Raw genomic sequence first — 19916 nt, 5'->3', positions numbered from 1 at the left:
CTGGGGCTTGCCCCGGGGTTTTTCTTTTTTTAACTCACCATAAATAAAACAGGGATTTTGACCATGAAACTCTTCGCTCAGGGCGCCACGCTCGATCTCACTCATCCGCATGTTATGGGGATCCTGAACGTAACGCCGGATTCGTTCTCCGACGGCGGCGCGCATAACACGCTGATTGAGGCGGTGAAACATGCGAATTTAATGGTGAATGCCGGGGCGACAATTATTGATGTGGGGGGGGAATCAACGCGACCAGGCGCGGCAGAAGTGAGCGTGGAAGAAGAGCTGGATCGCGTTATTCCGGTACTGGAAGCAATCGCGCAACGTTTTGAAGTGTGGATTTCTGTGGATACCTCTAAACCCGAGGTGATCCGTGAAGCGGCAAGGGCGGGCGCGCATATTATCAATGATGTCCGTTCACTCTCCGAACCCGGCGCGTTGGAAGCGGCAGCGGAAACCGGCTTGCCGGTCAGTCTTATGCACATGCAGGGCAACCCCAAAACCATGCAGGAGGCGCCGAAATATGACGATGTCTTTGCCGAGGTGAATCGCTACTTTATTGAGCAAATAGCACGTTGTGAGAAGGCCGGCATCGCAAAAGAGAAATTGTTGCTCGACCCAGGATTCGGTTTCGGTAAAAATCTCTCTCACAATTATACCTTACTGGCGCGACTGGGTGAGTTTCATCATTTTAACCTGCCGCTGCTGGTGGGCATGTCACGTAAAACGATGGTTGGTCAGTTACTTAACGTGGGACCATCAGACCGTCTGAACGGCAGCCTTGCGTGCGCGGTAATTGCCGCGATGCAGGGCGCGCAGATCATTCGCGTCCATGACGTCAAAGAAACCGTAGAGGCGATGCGGGTGGTGGAAGCCACTCTGTCTGCAAAGGGAAACAAACGCTATGAGTAATCGTAAATATTTCGGTACCGATGGGATTCGCGGACGTGTAGGCAATGCCCCCATTACACCTGATTTCGTGCTTAAACTGGGTTGGGCTGCCGGAAAAGTGCTGGCGCGTCATGGCTCGCGTAAAATCATTATCGGTAAAGATACGCGTATTTCCGGCTATATGCTGGAGTCCGCGCTGGAGGCGGGCCTTGCCGCTGCGGGACTGTCGGCCTCGTTTACCGGACCTATGCCAACGCCAGCCGTCGCCTATCTGACGCGGACTTTCCGCGCGGAGGCGGGTATCGTTATCTCGGCTTCGCATAACCCGTTCTATGATAACGGCATTAAATTCTTCTCTATCGACGGTACGAAACTGCCTGACGATGTGGAAGAAGCCATCGAAGCCGAAATGGAAAAAGAGATCACCTGCGTAGACTCCGCTGAGCTGGGTAAAGCGAGCCGCATCGTCGATGCCGCCGGACGCTATATTGAGTTCTGTAAAGGCACCTTCCCGAACGAACTGAGCCTCAATGGCCTGAAAGTGGTTGTGGATTGCGCCAACGGCGCTACCTACCATATCGCGCCGAATGTGCTGCGCGAGCTGGGCGCGACCGTTATCGCCATCGGCTGTGAGCCAAACGGCGTCAACATTAACGAAGAAGTGGGCGCGACCGACGTGCGCGCGTTGCAGGCGCGCGTGTTGGCGGAGAAGGCGGACCTCGGCATCGCGCTTGACGGCGACGGCGACCGGGTCATCATGGTTGACCATGAAGGCAATAAAGTCGATGGCGATCAGATCATGTATATCATCGCGCGCGAAGGGCTGCGCCAGGGGCAGCTGCGCGGCGGCGCGGTGGGAACGCTGATGAGCAATATGGGGCTGGAGCTGGCGCTCAAGCAGCTTGGCATTCCGTTTGCCCGGGCGAAAGTGGGCGACCGCTACGTGCTGGAAAAATTGCAGGAAAAAGGCTGGCGCATCGGCGCGGAAAACTCTGGTCACGTTATTCTGTTGGATAAAACGACCACTGGCGACGGTATTGTAGCGGGGCTACAAGTTCTGGCGGCGATGGTGCGTAATCATATGAGTCTGCACGATCTGTGCAGCGGTATGAAAATGTTCCCGCAGATTCTGGTTAACGTGCGTTACACCGCCGGTAGCGGCGATCCGCTGGAAAATGAAGCGGTGAAAGCGGTAACGGCGGACGTAGAAGCCACGCTCGGCAATCGTGGGCGGGTACTGCTACGTAAATCCGGTACCGAACCGCTGATTCGCGTGATGGTGGAAGGCGAGGATGAAGCGCAGGTTACGGCATTCGCCCATCGTATCGCGGATGCGGTAAAAGCCGTTTAAGCGTTTAAGTGACTAAAAAGGCGGCGGTTGCCGCCTTACGGCCCGCAAAAAACAACGCTTTTGCTGTTTTTTTCCGCAGTTGATACAATGCGCTTAAATTGCCCTTGCGAAGGTCATTCGCTTTGGTTAGTATTCACACCCGCTTCAGTGGGAAACAGTAAAAATCCCGCTTTATTGGTAGAAGCATTGGTACGCGGCAACTCCGCAAGGAACAGGTTGATTATGTACGAAGCTCTTTTAGTTGTTTTCCTTATTGTGGCAATTGGCCTTGTAGGTCTGATCATGCTGCAGCAAGGTAAAGGCGCTGATATGGGAGCCTCCTTCGGAGCAGGCGCTTCCGCTACGCTATTTGGTTCAAGTGGTTCTGGTAACTTCATGACCCGAATGACGGCGGTATTGGCGACGCTGTTCTTCATCATCAGTCTGGTGTTGGGTAATATCAATAGCAACAAAACCAATAAAGGAAGCGAGTGGGAAAATCTGAGTGCGCCGGCGAAGACCGAGCAGACTCAACCTGCTGCACCGGCCCAGCCGACCAGCGATATCCCGCGCTAATAGCAGTATCCGTGCCGAGGTGGTGGAATTGGTAGACACGCTACCTTGAGGTGGTAGTGCCCAATAGGGCTTACGGGTTCAAGTCCCGTCCTCGGTACCAATATTCCGAAAGAAAGACGCTGAAAAGCGTCTTTTTTTTCGTCTGTTGAAACTGCTCTCAGAGAGGAGGTTGAAGCACGCTTACACGCGTCCCTGGCATGGCCCCGTCAATACGTTGAGATAGCCCTACATACATACTCATGTATGTCCTCTCTGGTGATCTCCCTGCGTCAGGTTCACTCCACCGATTACGAGATCATCTTCGTTCATTGAAGCCAGTAGTTGCTCAGCTATAATCTGAAATGCTTGTATCTGTTATCCCCCTCCATATCTTTTGCTCAAGTAGTTTTATCTAATCTTCCTTTGCACTGAGCCGAATATCTAAGGAAGAGATTAATGAGTTTATTTTTCGATCGTGCTGGATTGATTGCTGAATTGCGCACATCCAATTTGAGCTCTGCTATTCAGGAGAAAGTCGTGCAACAGGCACGTGCTGCTATTGCATTTAAACGTTGTCTGCGGGATATGGAAACAGTAAAGGTGGGGGCATCGCGGTTGGGCGGTCTACCCGACTGGCCATTAGGACAAAGCTGGCCTATACGAAAAAAATCGGTTAATGCCACATCTCGCGTACTAAAGCTGAAAGCTGAAAAAACGCGAAATGCCAGGTTTGTTCATGAAATGAAAATGAGTTATGAGCTGCTCAATGAAGGGCGTAAGCTGCTTGGGCAGCCAGCGGAAGATTTTGACGAGGAAAAGTATCGGTTAGTGCAGCAGCGGTTATTAACCGAAATTGACATCCGCATAGAGAATCAGTTGGTTGATTTTCCGCTTGCTTTCGTTGCCCAACTAAACTTGAGTGACCTGGCGTTACTCCCGGGGTTTGATCCACTGCTTCCCAGGCGGGGGTTATTGAGCTTCTTTGTCGATGTTACCTGGGAAGATCGGCAGCCCTTTGTTTTCTGGCACGATGTTGAGGTAGATACATTAAGCACGCTAGCTGTGCCAGATGACTTGCTGGCTTTTTACAATAAGATTGAATTTCGTGAACCATGGCAATTGTGTACACAGGTTGAGTGCCTGGAACCTCTTTCCGTTATCAGTGTTTCGTCAGTCTGCGAGGGGTTAAGCGTTACGCAGCAGAAAGCGTATGAATCATGGTATGACGCGTTAAGTGATTACGAACAGGACAACCCGTATCGAGTTGATGCCTGCTATTCCGGCGATCTTCTGGGAGGGTGGACAATTCCTCTCCAACGTAGTGTGGAAGATGAACTGAATCAAAATGATACAAGGTGGCGACAGCTTTTTAGCTGGGATGAAGAAATTCATTCTACAACAGCATTACTGGCTGTCGCTGGGCCGGATTTTGGCGGGGGCATTGACTATATAATGATGACTGAAAAAGACATGGCTGCACAATGCTTTGACAGGGTGCGAAATGTTGTCCAGTTAGATTAACCGGCAAATCCGCCATTTGCATCAACCTGGGGTGATATTCACAAAAAAGGCCGCTTTCGCGGCCTGTTGCATCAACGACGCGGGCTTATTTGCCTTTGTTTTCCAGATTCTCAACCTGCGGCAGACCGGTCGCGGAAGAGGCGGTTAACAGACCCGCTTTCGCGTAGCCGAACAGTTTCTCGCGGGTATCGGTAATGTCCAGATTACGCATGGTCAACTGGCCAATACGATCGTCCGGTGAGAATACGGACTCGCCTTTCTCCATGGTCAGACGCTCAGCCTTATAGGTCAGGTTGTCTGACACGGTGTTCAGGATGGAGTAGTCGTTGCCGCGACGCAGTTCCAGCGTCACTTCACCGGTAATCTGGCTGGCGACCCAACGTTGCAGGCCGTCACGCAGCATCAACGCCTGCGAGTCGAACCAGCGGCCCTGATACAGCAGTTTACCCAGCTGACGACCATGAGAATGATACTGTTCAATGGTGTCTTCGTTGTGAATACCGGTCAACAGACGCTCGTAAGCGATGTGCAGCAGCGCCATCCCAGGGGCTTCATAAATACCGCGGCTTTTTGCTTCAATGATGCGGTTTTCAATTTGGTCGCTCATACCCAGGCCGTGACGGCCGCCGATGCGGTTCGCTTCCAGCATCATCTCAACATCATCGCTGAAGGTTTTACCGTTCAGGGCAACAGGGTGACCCTGCTCGAAGCGGACGGTCACAACTTCTGCCGGGATCTTCACGCTCTCGTCCCAGAACTTCACGCCCATAATCGGGTTGACGATCTTGACGCTGGAGTTAAGAAACTCCAGATCTTTCGCTTCATGCGTGGCGCCGAGCATGTTGGAGTCGGTGGAGTAGGCTTTTTCGACTGACATCTTATAGTCGAAACCGCAGGCAATCATAAATTCAGACATCTCATGGCGACCACCCAGCTCATCGATAAAGTCGGTATCCAGCCACGGTTTGTAAATCTGTAATTCAGCATTCGTCAGCAGGCCGTAACGATAGAAACGTTCAATATCGTTGCCTTTATAGGTACTGCCGTCGCCCCAGATATTCACGCCGTCTTCTTTCATCGCGGCGACCAGCATCGTGCCGGTTACGGCACGGCCCAGCGGCGTGGTATTGAAATAGGTCAGTCCGCCAGTCGTATTATGGAAAGCGCCGCACTGAATCGCTGCGATCCCTTCTGCAACCAACTGCTTGCGGCAATCAATCAGGCGAGCATTCTCTGCGCCATACTCCATTGCGCGACGAGGAATGGCGTCATAGTCATCCTCATCCGGTTGTCCCAGATTCGCAGTATAGGCATATGGGACAGCTCCTTTTTGTCGCATCCACAGCAGCGCGGCGCTGGTGTCCAGACCGCCGGAAAAAGCGATACCAATACGTTGACCTGCTGGAAGATGCTTAAGAATCGTCGTCATAGAATAGAACCCTGCTTGATTGACTGATAATGAGATCGGTTTCTGCTTTAGTGCATTTTTATGCAAAATAAATGAGTTTTCATTTAATCATCTTTTAGCAGAGACAGGAAGCGTTTAGTGAAGGTTTACTGAAATAACGTTGTGACATGCGTGTATAAGCCGGAGAGGTGGGATGAGTATAACGAAGAGTGATATTCATTCATCTGCATATTGGGAATAGGGTTGACATAACTCATGCCAGGTCACTATACTGTGCGCAGATTTTACGTCCCGTCCTCGGTACCAAATCCCAGCAGTATTTGCAAATTTTGCCCAAAACGAGTAGAATTTGCCACGTTTCAGGCGCGGGGTGGAGCAGCCTGGTAGCTCGTCGGGCTCATAACCCGAAGGTCGTCGGTTCAAATCCGGCCCCCGCAACCACTTTCCCTTAGAGTTCTTTTTCAAATATACTGTGAAGATTATGTCCTTCGTAGCTGGATTTGAAAAAAATTCTTTCGGAAGGTACACCAGACCGCCGTTGCGGTTATAGGGTTCAGTTATCTAAAGCCCCGATTTATCGGGGTTTTTTGTTATCTGACTACAGAATAACTGGGCTTTAGGCCCTTTTTTTATGTCTTGGGGGTGGGCTTGTCCACATTAGAGCAAAAATTAACAGAGATGATTACAGCGCCAGTTGAAGCCTTAGGCTACGAGCTGGTCGGCATCGAATTTATTCGCGGTCGCACATCCACACTGCGCATCTATATTGATAGTGAAGATGGCATCAATGTTGATGATTGTGCTGATGTGAGCCACCAGGTAAGCGCGGTGCTGGACGTTGAAGATCCTATCTCCGTGGCTTACAACCTTGAAGTCTCGTCACCGGGTCTCGACCGTCCTATGTTCACTGCCGATCATTATGCGCGTTTCCAGGGTGAAGAAGTCGCGCTGGTTCTTCGCATGGCGGTACAGAACCGTCGCAAGTGGCAGGGCATTATCAAAGCGGTGGACGGTGAAATGATTACCGTCACAGTCGAAGGCAAAGATGAAGTGTTCGCGCTGAGTAATATCCAGAAGGCGAACCTGGTTCCCCACTTTTAACAGTCTGGATGAGGTGAAAAGCCCGCGATGAACAAAGAAATTTTGGCTGTTGTTGAAGCCGTCTCCAACGAAAAAGCGCTGCCACGCGAAAAAATTTTTGAAGCGCTGGAAAGTGCGCTGGCGACAGCAACAAAGAAAAAATATGAGCAGGAGATCGATGTTCGTGTAGAAATCGATCGTAAAAGCGGTGATTTTGATACTTTCCGCCGTTGGTTGATCGTTGAAGAAGTGACCATGCCGACGAAGGAAATTACGCTGGAAGCGGCGCGTTTTGAAGACGAAAGCCTGAATGTCGGCGACTATGTTGAAGATCAGATTGAATCTGTCACCTTTGACCGTATCACCACGCAGACTGCGAAACAGGTTATCGTGCAGAAGGTCCGTGAAGCTGAACGGGCGATGGTTGTCGATCAGTTCCGCGACCAGGAAGGCGAAATTGTCACTGGCGTGGTGAAGAAAGTGAACCGCGACAATATCTCTCTGGAAATTAAATCCGAAGGGATGGCCGGTAACGCTGAAGCGGTGATTCTGCGTGAAGATATGCTGCCGCGCGAAAACTTCCGCCCTGGCGACCGTATTCGCGGCGTGCTGTATGCTGTTCGACCGGAAGCGCGTGGCGCGCAGCTGTTCGTCACCCGTTCCAAGCCGGAAATGCTGATCGAACTGTTCCGCATCGAAGTGCCGGAAATCGGCGAAGAAGTGATTGAAATTAAAGCGGCGGCTCGCGATCCGGGTTCTCGTGCGAAAATCGCAGTGAAAACCAACGATAAACGTATCGATCCGGTCGGCGCTTGCGTGGGGATGCGCGGCGCGCGCGTTCAGGCGGTCTCTACCGAACTGGGCGGTGAGCGTATTGATATCGTGCTGTGGGATGATAACCCGGCGCAGTTCGTCATTAATGCGATGGCGCCGGCAGACGTCGCGTCTATCGTGGTGGACGAAGATAAACATACCATGGATATCGCCGTTGAAGCCGGTAATCTGGCGCAGGCGATCGGACGTAATGGTCAGAACGTCCGCCTGGCTTCGCAATTGAGCGGCTGGGAACTCAACGTAATGACCGTTGATGACTTGCAGGCTAAACATCAGGCTGAAGCACATGCCGCTATCGAGATTTTTACTAAATATCTTGATATTGATGAAGAGTTCGCGACCGTTCTGGTAGAAGAAGGTTTCTCCACGCTCGAGGAACTGGCCTATGTGCCAATGAAAGAACTGCTGGAAATTGACGGCCTTGATGAGCCGACCGTTGAAGCACTGCGCGAGCGTGCTAAAAACGCACTGGCCACTCTGGCGCAGGACCAGGAAGCAAGCCTCGGTGATAACAAACCGGCTGACGATCTGCTGAATCTGGAAGGATTAGATCGCGATATGGCTTTCAAACTGGCGGCTCGTGGTGTTTGTACGCTGGAAGATCTCGCCGACCAGGGCATTGATGATCTGGCTGATATCGAAGGGTTGACCGACGAAAAAGCCGGTGAGCTGATTATGGCTGCCCGTAATATTTGCTGGTTCGGCGACGAAGCGTAATAAACTGTAGCAGGAAGGAACAGCATGACAGATGTAACCCTAAAAGCGCTGGCCGCAGAGAGACAGGTTTCCGTGGATCGCCTGGTACAGCAGTTTGCTGATGCAGGTATCCGGAAATCTGCTGACGACTCTGTGTCCGCACAAGAAAAACAGACTTTACTGGCGCACCTGAACCGCGAAGCGGTTTCTGGTCCCGATAAACTGACGCTGCAGCGTAAAACGCGCAGCACCCTGAATATTCCTGGTACCGGTGGAAAAAGTAAATCGGTACAAATCGAAGTCCGCAAGAAGCGCACCTTTGTGAAACGCGATCCGCAAGAGGCTGAACGCCTGGCCGCGGAAGAGCAGGCGCAGCGTGAAGCGGAAGAGCAAGCCCGTCGTGAGGCAGAAGAACAGGCCAAACGCGAGGCGCAACAAAAAGCTGAACGCGAGGCCGCAGAACAAGCTAAGCGTGAAGCCGCTGAAAAAGCGAAACGTGAAGCTGCGGAAAAAGACAAAGTGAGCAATCAACAGACTGACGATATGACCAAAACCGCCCAGGCCGAAAAAGCCCGCCGTGAGAATGAAGCTGCAGAGCTGAAGCGTAAAGCGGAAGAAGAAGCACGTCGCAAACTCGAAGAAGAAGCGCGTCGTGTAGCAGAAGAAGCTCGCCGCATGGCGGAAGAAAACAAATGGACCGCAACGCCTGAGCCAGTAGAAGACACCAGTGACTATCATGTCACCACTTCTCAGCACGCTCGCCAGGCCGAAGACGAAAACGATCGTGAAGTAGAAGGCGGTCGTGGTCGTGGCCGTAATGCAAAAGCAGCGCGTCCGGCGAAAAAAGGCAAACATGCCGAATCCAAAGCCGATCGCGAAGAAGCGCGTGCTGCGGTTCGCGGCGGTAAAGGCGGCAAGCGTAAAGGGTCTTCTTTACAGCAAGGCTTCCAGAAGCCCGCTCAGGCCGTTAACCGCGACGTGGTGATCGGTGAAACCATCACCGTTGGCGAACTGGCGAACAAGATGGCGGTTAAAGGCTCTCAGGTCATCAAAGCGATGATGAAGCTGGGTGCTATGGCCACCATCAACCAGGTTATCGACCAGGAAACCGCACAACTGGTTGCCGAAGAGATGGGCCACAAAGTTATCCTGCGTCGTGAAAACGAACTGGAAGAAGCGGTAATGAGCGACCGTGATACCGGCGCTGCGGCTGAACCGCGCGCCCCGGTTGTGACCATCATGGGTCACGTTGACCACGGTAAAACCTCTCTGCTGGACTACATTCGTTCCACGAAAGTGGCCTCTGGCGAAGCGGGCGGCATTACCCAGCACATCGGTGCTTACCACGTTGAAACTGACAACGGGATGATCACCTTCCTGGACACCCCGGGTCACGCCGCGTTTACCTCGATGCGTGCTCGCGGCGCCCAGGCAACGGATATCGTGGTTCTGGTGGTAGCGGCAGACGATGGCGTGATGCCGCAGACTATCGAAGCTATCCAGCACGCGAAAGCGGCAGGTGTGCCGGTCGTGGTTGCGGTGAACAAAATCGATAAGCCGGAAGCCGATCCGGATCGCGTTAAGAACGAACTGTCCCAGTACGGCATTCTGCCGGAAGAGTGGGGCGGCGAGAGCCAGTTCGTTCACGTGTCTGCGAAAGCGGGCACCGGTATCGACGAACTGCTGGACGCTATCCTGCTGCAGGCCGAAGTTCTGGAACTGAAAGCCGTTCGTAAAGGTATGGCGAGCGGTGCGGTGATCGAATCCTTCCTGGATAAAGGTCGTGGTCCGGTGGCTACCGTTCTGGTACGCGAAGGTACGCTGCATAAGGGCGATATCGTGCTGTGTGGCTTCGAATACGGCCGCGTGCGTGCGATGCGTAACGAACTGGGTCAGGAAGTGCTGGAAGCGGGGCCGTCCATTCCGGTGGAAATCCTCGGCCTGTCCGGCGTTCCGGCTGCGGGTGACGAAGTGACCGTCGTTCGCGACGAGAAGAAAGCGCGTGAAGTTGCTCTGTATCGTCAGGGTAAATTCCGTGAAGTTAAACTGGCGCGTCAGCAGAAATCTAAACTTGAGAACATGTTCGCCAACATGACCGAAGGCGAAGTTCACGAAGTGAACATCGTGCTGAAGGCCGACGTACAGGGTTCTGTGGAAGCGATCTCCGACTCTTTGCTGAAACTGTCTACCGACGAAGTGAAAGTGAAGATCATCGGTTCTGGCGTAGGTGGTATCACCGAAACCGACGCGACCCTGGCTGCGGCGTCCAACGCCATTCTGGTTGGCTTCAACGTTCGTGCCGATGCCTCTGCGCGTAAAGTGATCGAATCTGAAAGCCTGGATCTGCGTTACTACTCCGTCATCTATAACCTGATCGACGAAGTGAAAGCGGCGATGAGCGGTATGCTGTCTCCGGAACTGAAACAGCAGATTATCGGTCTGGCTGAAGTGCGCGATGTGTTCAAATCGCCGAAATTCGGCGCGATCGCGGGCTGTATGGTTACCGAAGGTACGATTAAACGCCATAACCCAATCCGCGTACTGCGCGACAACGTGGTTATCTATGAAGGCGAGCTGGAATCCCTGCGCCGCTTCAAAGATGACGTTAACGAAGTCCGTAACGGCATGGAATGTGGTATCGGCGTGAAGAACTACAACGACGTTCGCGTTGGCGATATGATTGAAGTATTCGAAATTATCGAGATCCAACGTACCATCGCTTAATCTTCGTCGTCTTTTGGGCCGCAACGGCGTTGGCTGCGCTCGCTCACCCCGGTCACATAGTTATCTATGCTCCCGGGGATTTACGAGCTTGCCGCCTTGTTGCAATCCAAAATCCTTAGAAGATGATTAGGCGTAGGCCGGGTAAGCGAAGCGCCACCCGGCAAGAAATTTAAAAAGGGGCTTATGGCCCCTTTTTTGTCTTTATTCTGGAGAATTTATTATGGCGAAAGAATTTGGTCGCCCTCAGCGCGTAGCGCAAGAGATGCAAAAAGAGATCGCAATCATCCTGCAGCGCGAAATTAAAGACCCGCGCCTGGGCATGATGACTACCGTCTCCGGTGTCGAAATGTCCCGTGACCTGGCCTATGCCAAAGTGTTTGTCACCTTTTTGAACGACAAAGATGAAGACGCAGTAAAAGCGGGCATCAAAGCGTTGCAGGAAGCGTCTGGTTTCATCCGCAGCTTGCTGGGTAAAGCGATGCGTCTGCGCATCGTGCCGGAACTGACCTTCTTCTACGACAACTCGCTGGTGGAAGGGATGCGTATGTCCAACCTGGTAACTAACGTGGTGAAACATGACGAAGAACGTCGTGTGAACCCGGACGACAGCAAGGAGGACTGATGAGTCGTCCTCGTCGTCGTGGCCGCGACATTCACGGCGTTCTGCTGCTGGATAAGCCGCAGGGTATGTCCAGCAATGACGTGCTGCAGAAAGTTAAGCGCATCTACAATGCCAACCGCGCCGGGCATACCGGCGCGCTGGACCCGCTGGCGACCGGCATGTTGCCGATTTGCCTCGGCGAAGCGACAAAATTTTCGCAGTACCTGCTGGATTCTGACAAACGCTATCGTGTTATTGCCCGTCTGGGGCAGCGCACGGATACCTCTGACGCCGATGGTCAAATCGTGCAGGAGCGTCCGGTGACTTTCAGCGCTGAGCAGCTTGCGAGCGCGCTGGAGACTTTCCGCGGCGATATTGAGCAGATTCCGTCAATGTATTCGGCGCTGAAGTATCAGGGTAAGAAACTGTACGAATATGCCCGCCAGGGTATCGAAGTGCCGCGCGAAGCCCGCCCGATTACCGTCTATGAGCTGCTGTTTATTCGCCATGAAGGTAACGAGCTGGAGCTGGAAGTTCATTGCTCCAAAGGCACCTATATTCGTACCATTATTGATGATTTAGGTGAGAAACTGGGCTGTGGCGCGCACGTAACGTACCTGCGTCGTCTGACGGTCAGCAAGTATCCGGTGGATCGTATGGTGACGCTGGAGCATTTGCAGACGCTGGTAGCACAGGCGGAACAGCAGGGCGTTCCGGCGGCGCAGTTGCTCGATCCATTATTGATGCCAATGGACAGTCCAGCTTCGGACTATCCTGTTGTTAATCTGCCGTTAACATCTTCGGTATACTTCAAAAATGGCAACCCGGTTCGTACCACGGGCGCGCCGTTGAAGGGACTGGTTCGTGTGACGGAAGGTGAAGACGATAAATTTATCGGTATGGGCGAAATTGACGACGAAGGCCGTGTCGCGCCTCGTCGGCTGGTAGTAGAGTACCCAGCGTAATGTCGCTTCGTCTTGCGATAAGAGAGCGCTGCGAGTAGAATACCGCCGCTTAACGTCGCGTAAATTATTTAACAGTTTACGCGGCGTACACTGGGATCGCTGAATTAGAGATCGGCGTCCTCTCATTCTTAAATACTTTGGAGTTTTAAAATGTCTCTAAGTACTGAAGCTACAGCTAAAATCGTTTCTGAGTTCGGTCGTGACGCAAACGACACCGGTTCTACCGATGTTCAGGTTGCTCTGTTGACTGCACAGATTAACCACCTGCAGGGTCACTTTGCAGAGCATAAAAAAGATCACCACAGCCGTCGTGGTCTGCTGCGTATGGTTTCTCAGCGTCGTAAACTGCTCGACTACCTGAAACGTAAAGATGTTGCACGCTACACCGCGCTGATTGAGCGTCTGGGTCTGCGTCGCTAATTCTTTCGAGTTTCAGAAAGAGGGGGCCTTCATGGCCCCTTTTTTCCAGCAGATGGCAGCAATTCGCTGGAAACTAATGTATTGTTGCTATGAATGATCTTCCGTTGCAGAGGTTCGCGCGGCTAATGAGAGGCTTTACCCATATCAGGGTTAGGGTTGTCATTAGTCGCGAGGATGCGCAGAAGATCGGGTATTAACGACGGCGCGTATTATGCCGTCAAAAATTGGAAAGGATATTATTTTGCTTAATCCGATCGTTCGTAAATTCCAGTACGGTCAGCATACCGTTACGCTGGAAACTGGCATGATGGCGCGTCAGGCCACTGCCGCTGTTATGGTAAGCATGGATGACACCGCCGTATTCGTTACCGTTGTCGGCCAGAAAAAAGCCAAGCCAGGCCAGGACTTCTTCCCACTGACCGTTAACTATCAGGAGCGTACCTACGCTGCTGGTCGTATCCCGGGCAGCTTCTTCCGTCGTGAAGGCCGTCCAAGCGAAGGCGAAACCCTGATCGCGCGTCTGATTGACCGCCCGGTTCGTCCGCTGTTCCCGGAAGGCTTCGTTAACGAAGTGCAGGTTATCGCGACCGTCGTTTCCGTTAACCCGCAGGTTAACCCGGATATCGTGGCGATGATCGGCGCATCCGCTGCGCTGTCGCTGTCCGGCATTCCGTTCAACGGCCCAATCGGCGCGGCGCGCGTAGGTTACATCAATGACCAGTACGTGCTGAACCCGACCCAGGACGAGCTGAAAGAAAGCAAGCTGGACCTGGTGGTTGCCGGTACCGAAGCGGCTGTGCTGATGGTGGAATCCGAAGCTGAACTGCTGAGCGAAGACACTATGCTGGGCGCGGTGGTATTCGGTCACGAGCAGCAGCAGGTTGTTATCCAGGCGATCAACGATCTGGTGAAAGAAGCCGGTAAACCGCGTTGGGACTGGCAGCCGGAAGCCGTCAACGACGCGTTGAACGCGCGTGTTGCTGCGCTGGCTGAATCTCGTCTGAGCGACGCGTACCGCATCACCGATAAACAAGAGCGCTATGCTCAGGTTGACGTAATCAAATCCGAAACCATCGAGCAGCTTATTGCAGAAGATGAAACTCTGGATGCTAACGAGCTGGGCGAAATCCTGCACGCTATCGAGAAAAACGTGGTGCGTAGCCGCGTACTGGCAGGCGAGCCGCGTATTGATGGCCGTGAAAAAGACATGATCCGTGGTCTGGACGTGCGCACTGGCGTACTGCCGCGTACTCACGGTTCCGCTCTGTTTACCCGTGGTGAAACGCAGGCGCTGGTTACCGCAACTCTGGGTACTGCCCGTGACGCGCAGGTGCTTGATGAACTGATGGGCGAGCGTACTGACAGCTTCCTGTTCCACTACAACTTCCCTCCGTACTCCGTAGGCGAAACCGGCATGGTCGGTTCTCCGAAGCGTCGTGAAATTGGTCACGGTCGTCTGGCGAAGCGCGGCGTGCTGGCAGTGATGCCGGACATGGATAAATTCCCGTACACCGTTCGCGTGGTGTCTGAAATCACCGAATCCAACGGTTCTTCTTCTATGGCTTCCGTGTGCGGCGCTTCTCTGGCGCTGATGGACGCTGGCGTGCCAATTAAAGCCGCCGTAGCAGGTATCGCTATGGGTCTGGTGAAAGAAGGCGACAACTACGTTGTACTGTCTGACATTCTGGGCGACGAAGATCACCTGGGCGATATGGACTTCAAAGTGGCGGGTTCCCGCGACGGTATCTCTGCGCTGCAGATGGATATCAAAATTGAAGGTATCACCAAAGAGATCATGCAGGTTGCGTTGAACCAGGCTAAAGGTGCGCGTCTGCACATCCTGGGCGTGATGGAACAGGCGATCAACGCGCCGCGCGGCGATATCTCTGAATTTGCGCCGCGTATCCATACCATCAAGATCAGCACGGACAAGATCAAAGACGTGATCGGTAAAGGCGGTTCTGTGATCCGCGCGCTGACTGAAGAGACCGGCACCACCATCGAAATCGAAGATGACGGTACTGTGAAGATCGCGGCGACCGACGGTGAAAAAGCGAAATACGCTATCCGTCGTATCGAAGAGATCACCGCAGAGATCGAAGTCGGCCGTATCTACAATGGTAAAGTGACCCGTATCGTTGACTTTGGCGCGTTTGTTGCCATCGGCGGCGGGAAAGAAGGTCTGGTTCACATCTCTCAAATCGCGGATAAACGTGTAGAGAAAGTGACCGACTATCTGCAGATGGGTCAGGAAGTCCCGGTTAAGGTTCTGGAAGTTGACCGCCAGGGCCGTGTACGTCTGAGCATTAAAGAAGCAACCGAGCAGTCTCAACCTGCGGCTGCGCCGGAAGCTCCGGCGAGCGAACAGGCCGAGTAAGGTAGCCTTTTGCCCTCCGCAGTGCGGAGGGCTTTAGACCTGGCTGGACGCCTTGTTGAGCCACCGGGGAACAGGACGTTCATTCAATCGTTGTCTTCGGGAGTGGGAAATGAAGCCTTTTTTGCGCTGGTGTTTCGTTGCGACAGCACTTACGCTTGCAGGATGCAGTAATTCCGCCTGGCGTAAAAGTGAAGTCCTCGCAGTACCATTGCAACCGACTTTACAGCAGGAAGTGATTCTGGCGCGTATGGAACAGATTCTTGCCAGTCGGGCTTTAACCGATGACGAACGCGCACAGCTTTTATATGAGCGCGGAGTGTTGTATGATAGTCTTGGTTTGAGGGCATTAGCGCGAAATGATTTTTCACAAGCGCTGGCAATCAGACCGGATATGCCTGAAGTATTCAATTACTTAGGCATTTATTTAACGCAGGCAGGCAATTTTGATGCTGCCTATGAAGCGTTTGATTCTGTACTAGAGCTTGATCCAACTTACAACTACGCGCACTTAAACCGCGGTATCGCATTGTATTACGGCGGCCGTGATAAGTTAGCGCAAGATGATCTGCTGGCGTTTTATCAAGACGATCCCAATGATCCTTACCGCAGCCTGTGGCTGTATCTTGTTGAGCAGAAGCTTAATGAGAAGCAGGCGAAAGAAGCGTTAAAAGCACGCTTCGAAAAATCGGATAAAGAGCAATGGGGATGGAACATTGTCGAGTTCTACCTGGGCGACATTAGCGAAGCAACGCTGATGGAAAGGCTCAAGGCGGACGCAACGGATAACACCTCGCTCGCTGAGCATCTCAGTGAAACCAACTTCTATTTAGGTAAGTATTACCTAAGTCTGGGGGATTTGGACAGCGCCACGGCTCTGTTCAAACTGGCGGTGGCCAACAACGTTCATAACTTTGTTGAGCACCGATACGCATTGTTGGAATTATCGCTCCTGGGCCAGGACCAAGATGACCTGGCAGAATCGGACCAGCAATAGCTGACGAACATATCAGCCCGTAATCTTTTTGATTGCCATCACCTTCGCGGGTGAGGGCGTTGTTGTTCGTTAATACACCTACTTTGAGCCGGTTCACACTTTTCAATGAAAATTGCAGATCAATTTCATGATGAGTTATGTAGACTGGCCGCCATTAATTTTGAGGCACACGTACTACATGGCTGAATTCGAAACCACTTTTGCAGATCTGGGGCTGAAGGCTCCTATCCTTGAAGCCCTTACCGATCTGGGTTACGAAAAACCATCTCCAATCCAGGCAGAGTGCATTCCGCATCTGCTGGGCGGTCGCGACGTGCTGGGCATGGCCCAGACCGGTAGCGGCAAAACCGCAGCGTTCTCTTTACCGCTGCTCAACAATCTTGATCCTGAGCTGAAGGCACCTCAGATTCTGGTGCTGGCGCCAACCCGCGAACTGGCGGTACAGGTTGCCGAAGCCATGACGGATTTCTCTAAACACATGCGCGGCGTAAACGTGGTTGCCTTGTACGGCGGTCAGCGTTATGACGTGCAGTTACGCGCCCTGCGTCAGGGGCCGCAGATCGTTGTCGGTACGCCGGGACGTCTGCTTGATCACTTAAAACGCGGCACCCTCGACCTCTCTAAACTGAGTGGTCTGGTGCTGGATGAAGCCGACGAAATGCTGCGTATGGGCTTCATCGAAGACGTTGAAACTATTATGGCGCAGATCCCGGAAGGTCATCAGACCGCTCTGTTCTCCGCCACCATGCCGGAAGCGATTCGTCGCATTACCCGCCGCTTTATGAAAGAGCCGCAGGAAGTGCGCATTCAGTCCAGCGTGACTACCCGTCCTGACATCAGCCAGAGCTACTGGACTGTCTGGGGCATGCGTAAAAACGAAGCGCTGGTGCGTTTCCTGGAAGCGGAAGACTTTGATGCGGCGATTATCTTCGTGCGTACCAAAAACGCGACCCTGGAAGTAGCAGAAGCGCTGGAACGTAGCGGCTACAACAGCGCCGCGTTGAATGGCGATATGAACCAGGCGCTGCGTGAGCAGACTCTGGAACGCCTGAAAGATGGTCGTCTGGACATCCTGATCGCTACCGACGTTGCGGCACGTGGTCTGGACGTTGAACGTATCAGCCTGGTGGTGAACTACGATATTCCGATGGACTCCGAGTCCTACGTTCACCGTATCGGTCGTACCGGCCGTGCGGGTCGCGCCGGTCGCGCGCTGCTGTTCGTTGAGAACCGCGAGCGTCGTCTGCTGCGCAACATCGAACGCACCATGAAGCTGACCATTCCGGAAGTGGAACTGCCGAACGCAGAACTGCTGGGTAAACGCCGTCTGGAAAAATTCGCCGCGAAAGTTCAGCAGCAACTGGAAAGCAGCGATCTGGATCAGTACCGTGCGCTGCTGGCGAAAATCCAGCCGTCTGCCGAAGGTGAAGAGCTGGATCTCGAAACGCTGGCCGCCGCACTGCTGAAAATGGCGCAGGGCGAGCGTCCGCTGATCCTGCCGCCGGATGCGCCGATGCGTCCTAAGCGTGAATTCCGTGACCGTGACGACCGTGGTCCGCGCGATCGTAATGACCGTGGCCCGCGTGGCGATCGTGAAGAACGTCCGCGTCGTGAACGTCGTGACGTTGGCGATATGCAGTTATACCGCATTGAAGTGGGCCGTGATGACGGCGTTGAAGTTCGTCATATCGTGGGCGCTATCGCTAACGAAGGCGACATCAGCAGCCGTTACATTGGCAACATTAAGCTGTTCGCGTCTCACTCCACCATCGAGCTGCCGAAAGGTATGCCGGGCGAAGTGCTCCAGCACTTCACGCGTACCCGCATTCTGAACAAGCCGATGAATATGCAGCTGTTGGGTGATGCGGTTCCGCACGCGGGCGGCGAACGTCGCGGCGGTGGTCGTAGCTTCAGTGGCGAACGTCGTGAAGGCGGTCGTAATTTCAGCGGCGAACGTCGTGAAGGTGGTCGTGGTGATGGTCGTCGCTTCAGCGGCGAACGTCGTGAAAGCCGTGGTCCGCGTCGTGATGACTCTACCGGTCGCCGTCGTTTCGGCGGTGATGCGTAACTCACGCTGACCTGCGCATTCACAGCGTAAAGTAAAATATACAGCCCCGATCGTCACAATCGGGGCTTTTTTTATTTCTTTTGTACTCGTGTACTGGTACAGTGCAGCGTATTGAGAGATAGTCACACTATAAATGACTGGAGAGAGAGCTGAATGGCAACACTTACCACCACCCAAACGTCACCTTCGCTGCTTGGCGGCGTGGTGATTATCGGCGGCACCATCATTGGCGCGGGGATGTTCTCCCTGCCGGTGGTCATGTCCGGGGCGTGGTTCTTCTGGTCGATGGCGGCGCTGGTCTTTACCTGGTTTTGTATGCTGCACTCCGGGCTGATGATTCTCGAAGCCAACCTTAACTACCGCATTGGTTCGAGTTTCGACACCATCACCAAAGATCTGTTGGGGAAAGGCTGGAACGTGGTCAACGGCATTTCTATTGCCTTTGTGCTCTACATCCTGACTTACGCCTATATCTCGGCGAGCGGCTCAATTCTGCATCATACCTTTGCTGAGATGTCGCTGAACGTTCCGGCGCGAGCGGCAGGTTTTGCCTTTGCGCTGCTGGTGGCGTTTGTCGTGTGGCTGAGTACGAAGGCGGTCAGCCGGATGACGGCGATTGTGCTGGGCGCGAAAGTGATTACTTTCTTCCTGACCTTCGGCAGCCTGTTGGGGCACGTTCAGCCTGCCACGTTGTTTAACGTGGCTGAAAGCCACGCGTCATATACGCCGTACCTGCTGATGACGCTGCCATTTTGTCTGGCCTCTTTTGGTTATCACGGTAACGTACCGAGCTTGATGAAATATTACGGCAAAGATCCGCGTACCATCGTCAAATGCCTGATTTATGGGACGTTACTGGCACTAGCGCTCTATTCCGTCTGGCTGCTGGGGACGATGGGCAACATCCCGCGTCCGGAATTTATCGGCATTGCGCAGAAAGGCGGCAATATTGATGTGCTGGTACAGGCGTTGAGCGGCGTGCTGAACAGCCGCAGCCTGGATCTGCTGCTGGTGGTGTTCTCTAACTTTGCGGTCGCCAGTTCCTTCCTTGGCGTGACGCTGGGGCTGTTTGACTATCTGGCGGATCTGTTTGGTTTTGATGACTCGGCAATGGGACGTTTTAAAACGGCGCTGCTGACTTTCCTGCCGCCGATGATTGGTGGCCTGCTGTACCCGAACGGTTTTCTGTACGCCATTGGCTATGCAGGTTTAGCTGCAACTATCTGGGCGGCCATTGTGCCTGCGCTGTTGGCACGTAAATCTCGCGAACGTTTCGGCAGCCCGAAATTCCGCGTCTGGGGCGGTAAACCGATGATTGTACTGATTCTGCTATTTGGCGTCGGGAACGCACTGGTGCATATTTTATCGAGCTTTAATTTGTTGCCGGTGTACCAGTAATTGAACGAGCCGGATGAGCTGTTTTCATCCGGCAATATTTCACAAGTCCGCGAA

The 19916-nt window shown here is 53.3% G+C and carries 15 protein-coding genes, 2 tRNA genes and 16 other annotated features; of the genes, 16 read left to right on the top strand and 1 reads right to left on the bottom strand.

Annotated elements, in window-relative coordinates:
* Nucleotides 1-49 precede the first annotated feature (49 nt).
* Nucleotides 50-55: a ribosome-binding site (putative RBS for folP; RegulonDB:STMS1H003315), on the top strand.
* From folP to STM3291, 5 genes are all read left to right on the top strand, one after another.
* Nucleotides 50-912, top strand: a protein-coding gene (gene folP / locus STM3295; RefSeq protein ID NP_462206.1) for a 7,8-dihydropteroate synthase. Within the gene, nucleotides 64-912 belong to an annotated coding region; the region does not span the whole gene. Its footprint overlaps the feature before it by 6 nt.
* Nucleotides 889-894 (top strand) — a ribosome-binding site (putative RBS for mrsA; RegulonDB:STMS1H003314). Its footprint overlaps the gene before it by 6 nt.
* The gene (gene mrsA / locus STM3294; RefSeq protein NP_462205.1) for a phosphoglucosamine mutase occupies nucleotides 889-2242 on the top strand. Within the gene, nucleotides 905-2242 belong to an annotated coding region; the region does not span the whole gene. The genes folP and mrsA overlap by 24 nt, the downstream gene beginning before the upstream one ends.
* Nucleotides 2243-2448: 206 nt before the next feature.
* Nucleotides 2449-2454: a ribosome-binding site (putative RBS for secG; RegulonDB:STMS1H003313), on the top strand.
* The gene (gene secG / locus STM3293) for a preprotein translocase IISP family protein (protein ID NP_462204.1) occupies nucleotides 2449-2797 on the top strand. Within the gene, nucleotides 2465-2797 belong to an annotated coding region; the region does not span the whole gene. It overlaps the preceding feature by 6 nt.
* A gap of 13 nt (nucleotides 2798-2810) precedes the next feature.
* Nucleotides 2811-2894: transfer RNA gene (gene leuU / locus STM3292), tRNA-Leu, on the top strand.
* Nucleotides 2895-3225: 331 nt separating this feature from the next.
* Nucleotides 3226-3231 (top strand) — a ribosome-binding site (putative RBS for STM3291; RegulonDB:STMS1H003312).
* Nucleotides 3226-4297, top strand: a protein-coding gene (locus STM3291; RefSeq protein ID NP_462203.1) for a putative cytoplasmic protein. Within the gene, nucleotides 3233-4297 belong to an annotated coding region; the region does not span the whole gene. It overlaps the preceding feature by 6 nt.
* An 85-nt stretch (nucleotides 4298-4382) precedes the next feature.
* On the opposite strand, the gene argG is transcribed toward STM3291, so the two are convergent.
* Nucleotides 4383-5792 (bottom strand): argininosuccinate synthetase, encoded by a 1410-nt coding sequence (gene argG / locus STM3290; RefSeq protein NP_462202.3) that lies wholly within the window; start codon nucleotides 5790-5792, stop codon nucleotides 4383-4385.
* A 277-nt stretch (nucleotides 5793-6069) separates the two neighbouring features.
* On the opposite strand from argG, the gene metY reads away from it, so the two are divergent.
* From metY to mtr, 11 genes are all read left to right on the top strand, one after another.
* Nucleotides 6070-6143 (top strand) — tRNA-Met (gene metY, locus STM3289).
* A gap of 240 nt (nucleotides 6144-6383) precedes the next feature.
* A complete protein-coding gene (gene yhbC, locus STM3288) occupies nucleotides 6384-6806 on the top strand; it encodes a putative cytoplasmic protein (protein ID NP_462201.3) in 423 nt (140 codons plus the stop codon).
* A gap of 10 nt (nucleotides 6807-6816) precedes the next feature.
* Nucleotides 6817-6822: a ribosome-binding site (putative RBS for nusA; RegulonDB:STMS1H003311), on the top strand.
* Nucleotides 6817-8336, top strand: a protein-coding gene (gene nusA / locus STM3287; RefSeq protein NP_462200.1) for a L factor. Within the gene, nucleotides 6834-8336 belong to an annotated coding region; the region does not span the whole gene. Its footprint overlaps the feature before it by 6 nt.
* 10 nt (nucleotides 8337-8346) lie before the next feature.
* Nucleotides 8347-8352 (top strand) — a ribosome-binding site (putative RBS for infB; RegulonDB:STMS1H003310).
* Nucleotides 8347-11039, top strand: a protein-coding gene (gene infB, locus STM3286) for a protein chain initiation factor IF-2 (protein ID NP_462199.1). Within the gene, nucleotides 8361-11039 belong to an annotated coding region; the region does not span the whole gene. (Overlaps the previous feature by 6 nt.)
* 206 nt (nucleotides 11040-11245) lie before the next feature.
* Nucleotides 11246-11251, top strand: a ribosome-binding site (putative RBS for rbfA; RegulonDB:STMS1H003309).
* Nucleotides 11246-11661 (top strand): ribosome-binding factor gene (rbfA, locus tag STM3285; RefSeq protein ID NP_462198.1). Within the gene, nucleotides 11260-11661 belong to an annotated coding region; the region does not span the whole gene. It overlaps the preceding feature by 6 nt.
* Nucleotides 11650-11655, top strand: a ribosome-binding site (putative RBS for truB; RegulonDB:STMS1H003308). It overlaps the preceding gene by 6 nt.
* Nucleotides 11650-12605 (top strand): tRNA pseudouridine 5S synthase gene (gene truB, locus STM3284; RefSeq protein NP_462197.1). Within the gene, nucleotides 11661-12605 belong to an annotated coding region; the region does not span the whole gene. Before rbfA ends, truB begins: the two co-directional genes overlap by 12 nt.
* 137 nt (nucleotides 12606-12742) lie before the next feature.
* Nucleotides 12743-12748: a ribosome-binding site (putative RBS for rpsO; RegulonDB:STMS1H003307), on the top strand.
* The gene (gene rpsO / locus STM3283) for a 30S ribosomal subunit protein S15 (protein NP_462196.1) occupies nucleotides 12743-13025 on the top strand. Within the gene, nucleotides 12756-13025 belong to an annotated coding region; the region does not span the whole gene. It overlaps the preceding feature by 6 nt.
* A 229-nt stretch (nucleotides 13026-13254) precedes the next feature.
* Nucleotides 13255-13260 (top strand) — a ribosome-binding site (putative RBS for pnp; RegulonDB:STMS1H003306).
* The gene (gene pnp / locus STM3282) for a polynucleotide phosphorylase (protein ID NP_462195.1) occupies nucleotides 13255-15402 on the top strand. Within the gene, nucleotides 13267-15402 belong to an annotated coding region; the region does not span the whole gene. It overlaps the preceding feature by 6 nt.
* Nucleotides 15403-15504: 102 nt before the next feature.
* Nucleotides 15505-15510: a ribosome-binding site (putative RBS for nlpI; RegulonDB:STMS1H003305), on the top strand.
* The gene (gene nlpI, locus STM3281) for a lipoprotein, cell division (RefSeq protein NP_462194.1) occupies nucleotides 15505-16396 on the top strand. Within the gene, nucleotides 15512-16396 belong to an annotated coding region; the region does not span the whole gene. Its footprint overlaps the feature before it by 6 nt.
* Nucleotides 16397-16523: 127 nt before the next feature.
* Nucleotides 16524-18464 (top strand): cysteine sulfinate desulfinase, encoded by a 1941-nt coding sequence (deaD, locus tag STM3280; protein ID NP_462193.3) that lies wholly within the window; start codon nucleotides 16524-16526, stop codon nucleotides 18462-18464.
* Nucleotides 18465-18490: 26 nt separating this feature from the next.
* Nucleotides 18491-18507 (top strand) — a protein binding site (putative binding site for TyrR, RegulonDB: STMS1H000383).
* 25 nt (nucleotides 18508-18532) lie between these two features.
* Nucleotides 18533-18541 (top strand) — a -35 signal (putative -35_signal for mtr; RegulonDB:STMLTH004584).
* The gene (gene mtr, locus STM3279) for an HAAAP family tryptophan-specific transport protein (protein NP_462192.1) occupies nucleotides 18533-19862 on the top strand. Within the gene, nucleotides 18618-19862 belong to an annotated coding region; the region does not span the whole gene. (Overlaps the previous feature by 9 nt.)
* Nucleotides 18546-18560: a protein binding site (putative binding site for TrpR, RegulonDB: STMS1H000375), on the top strand. (Overlaps the previous gene by 15 nt.)
* Nucleotides 18552-18560: a -10 signal (putative -10_signal for mtr; RegulonDB:STMLTH004584), on the top strand. Its footprint overlaps the feature before it by 9 nt.
* Nucleotides 18602-18607 (top strand) — a ribosome-binding site (putative RBS for mtr; RegulonDB:STMS1H003304).
* Nucleotides 19863-19916: the final 54 nt, after the last annotated feature.

Source organism: Salmonella enterica subsp. enterica serovar Typhimurium str. LT2 (genome assembly GCF_000006945.2).
Lineage (GTDB): Bacteria > Pseudomonadota > Gammaproteobacteria > Enterobacterales > Enterobacteriaceae > Salmonella > Salmonella enterica.
This window is presented reverse-complemented; position numbering and strand designations above follow the sequence as displayed.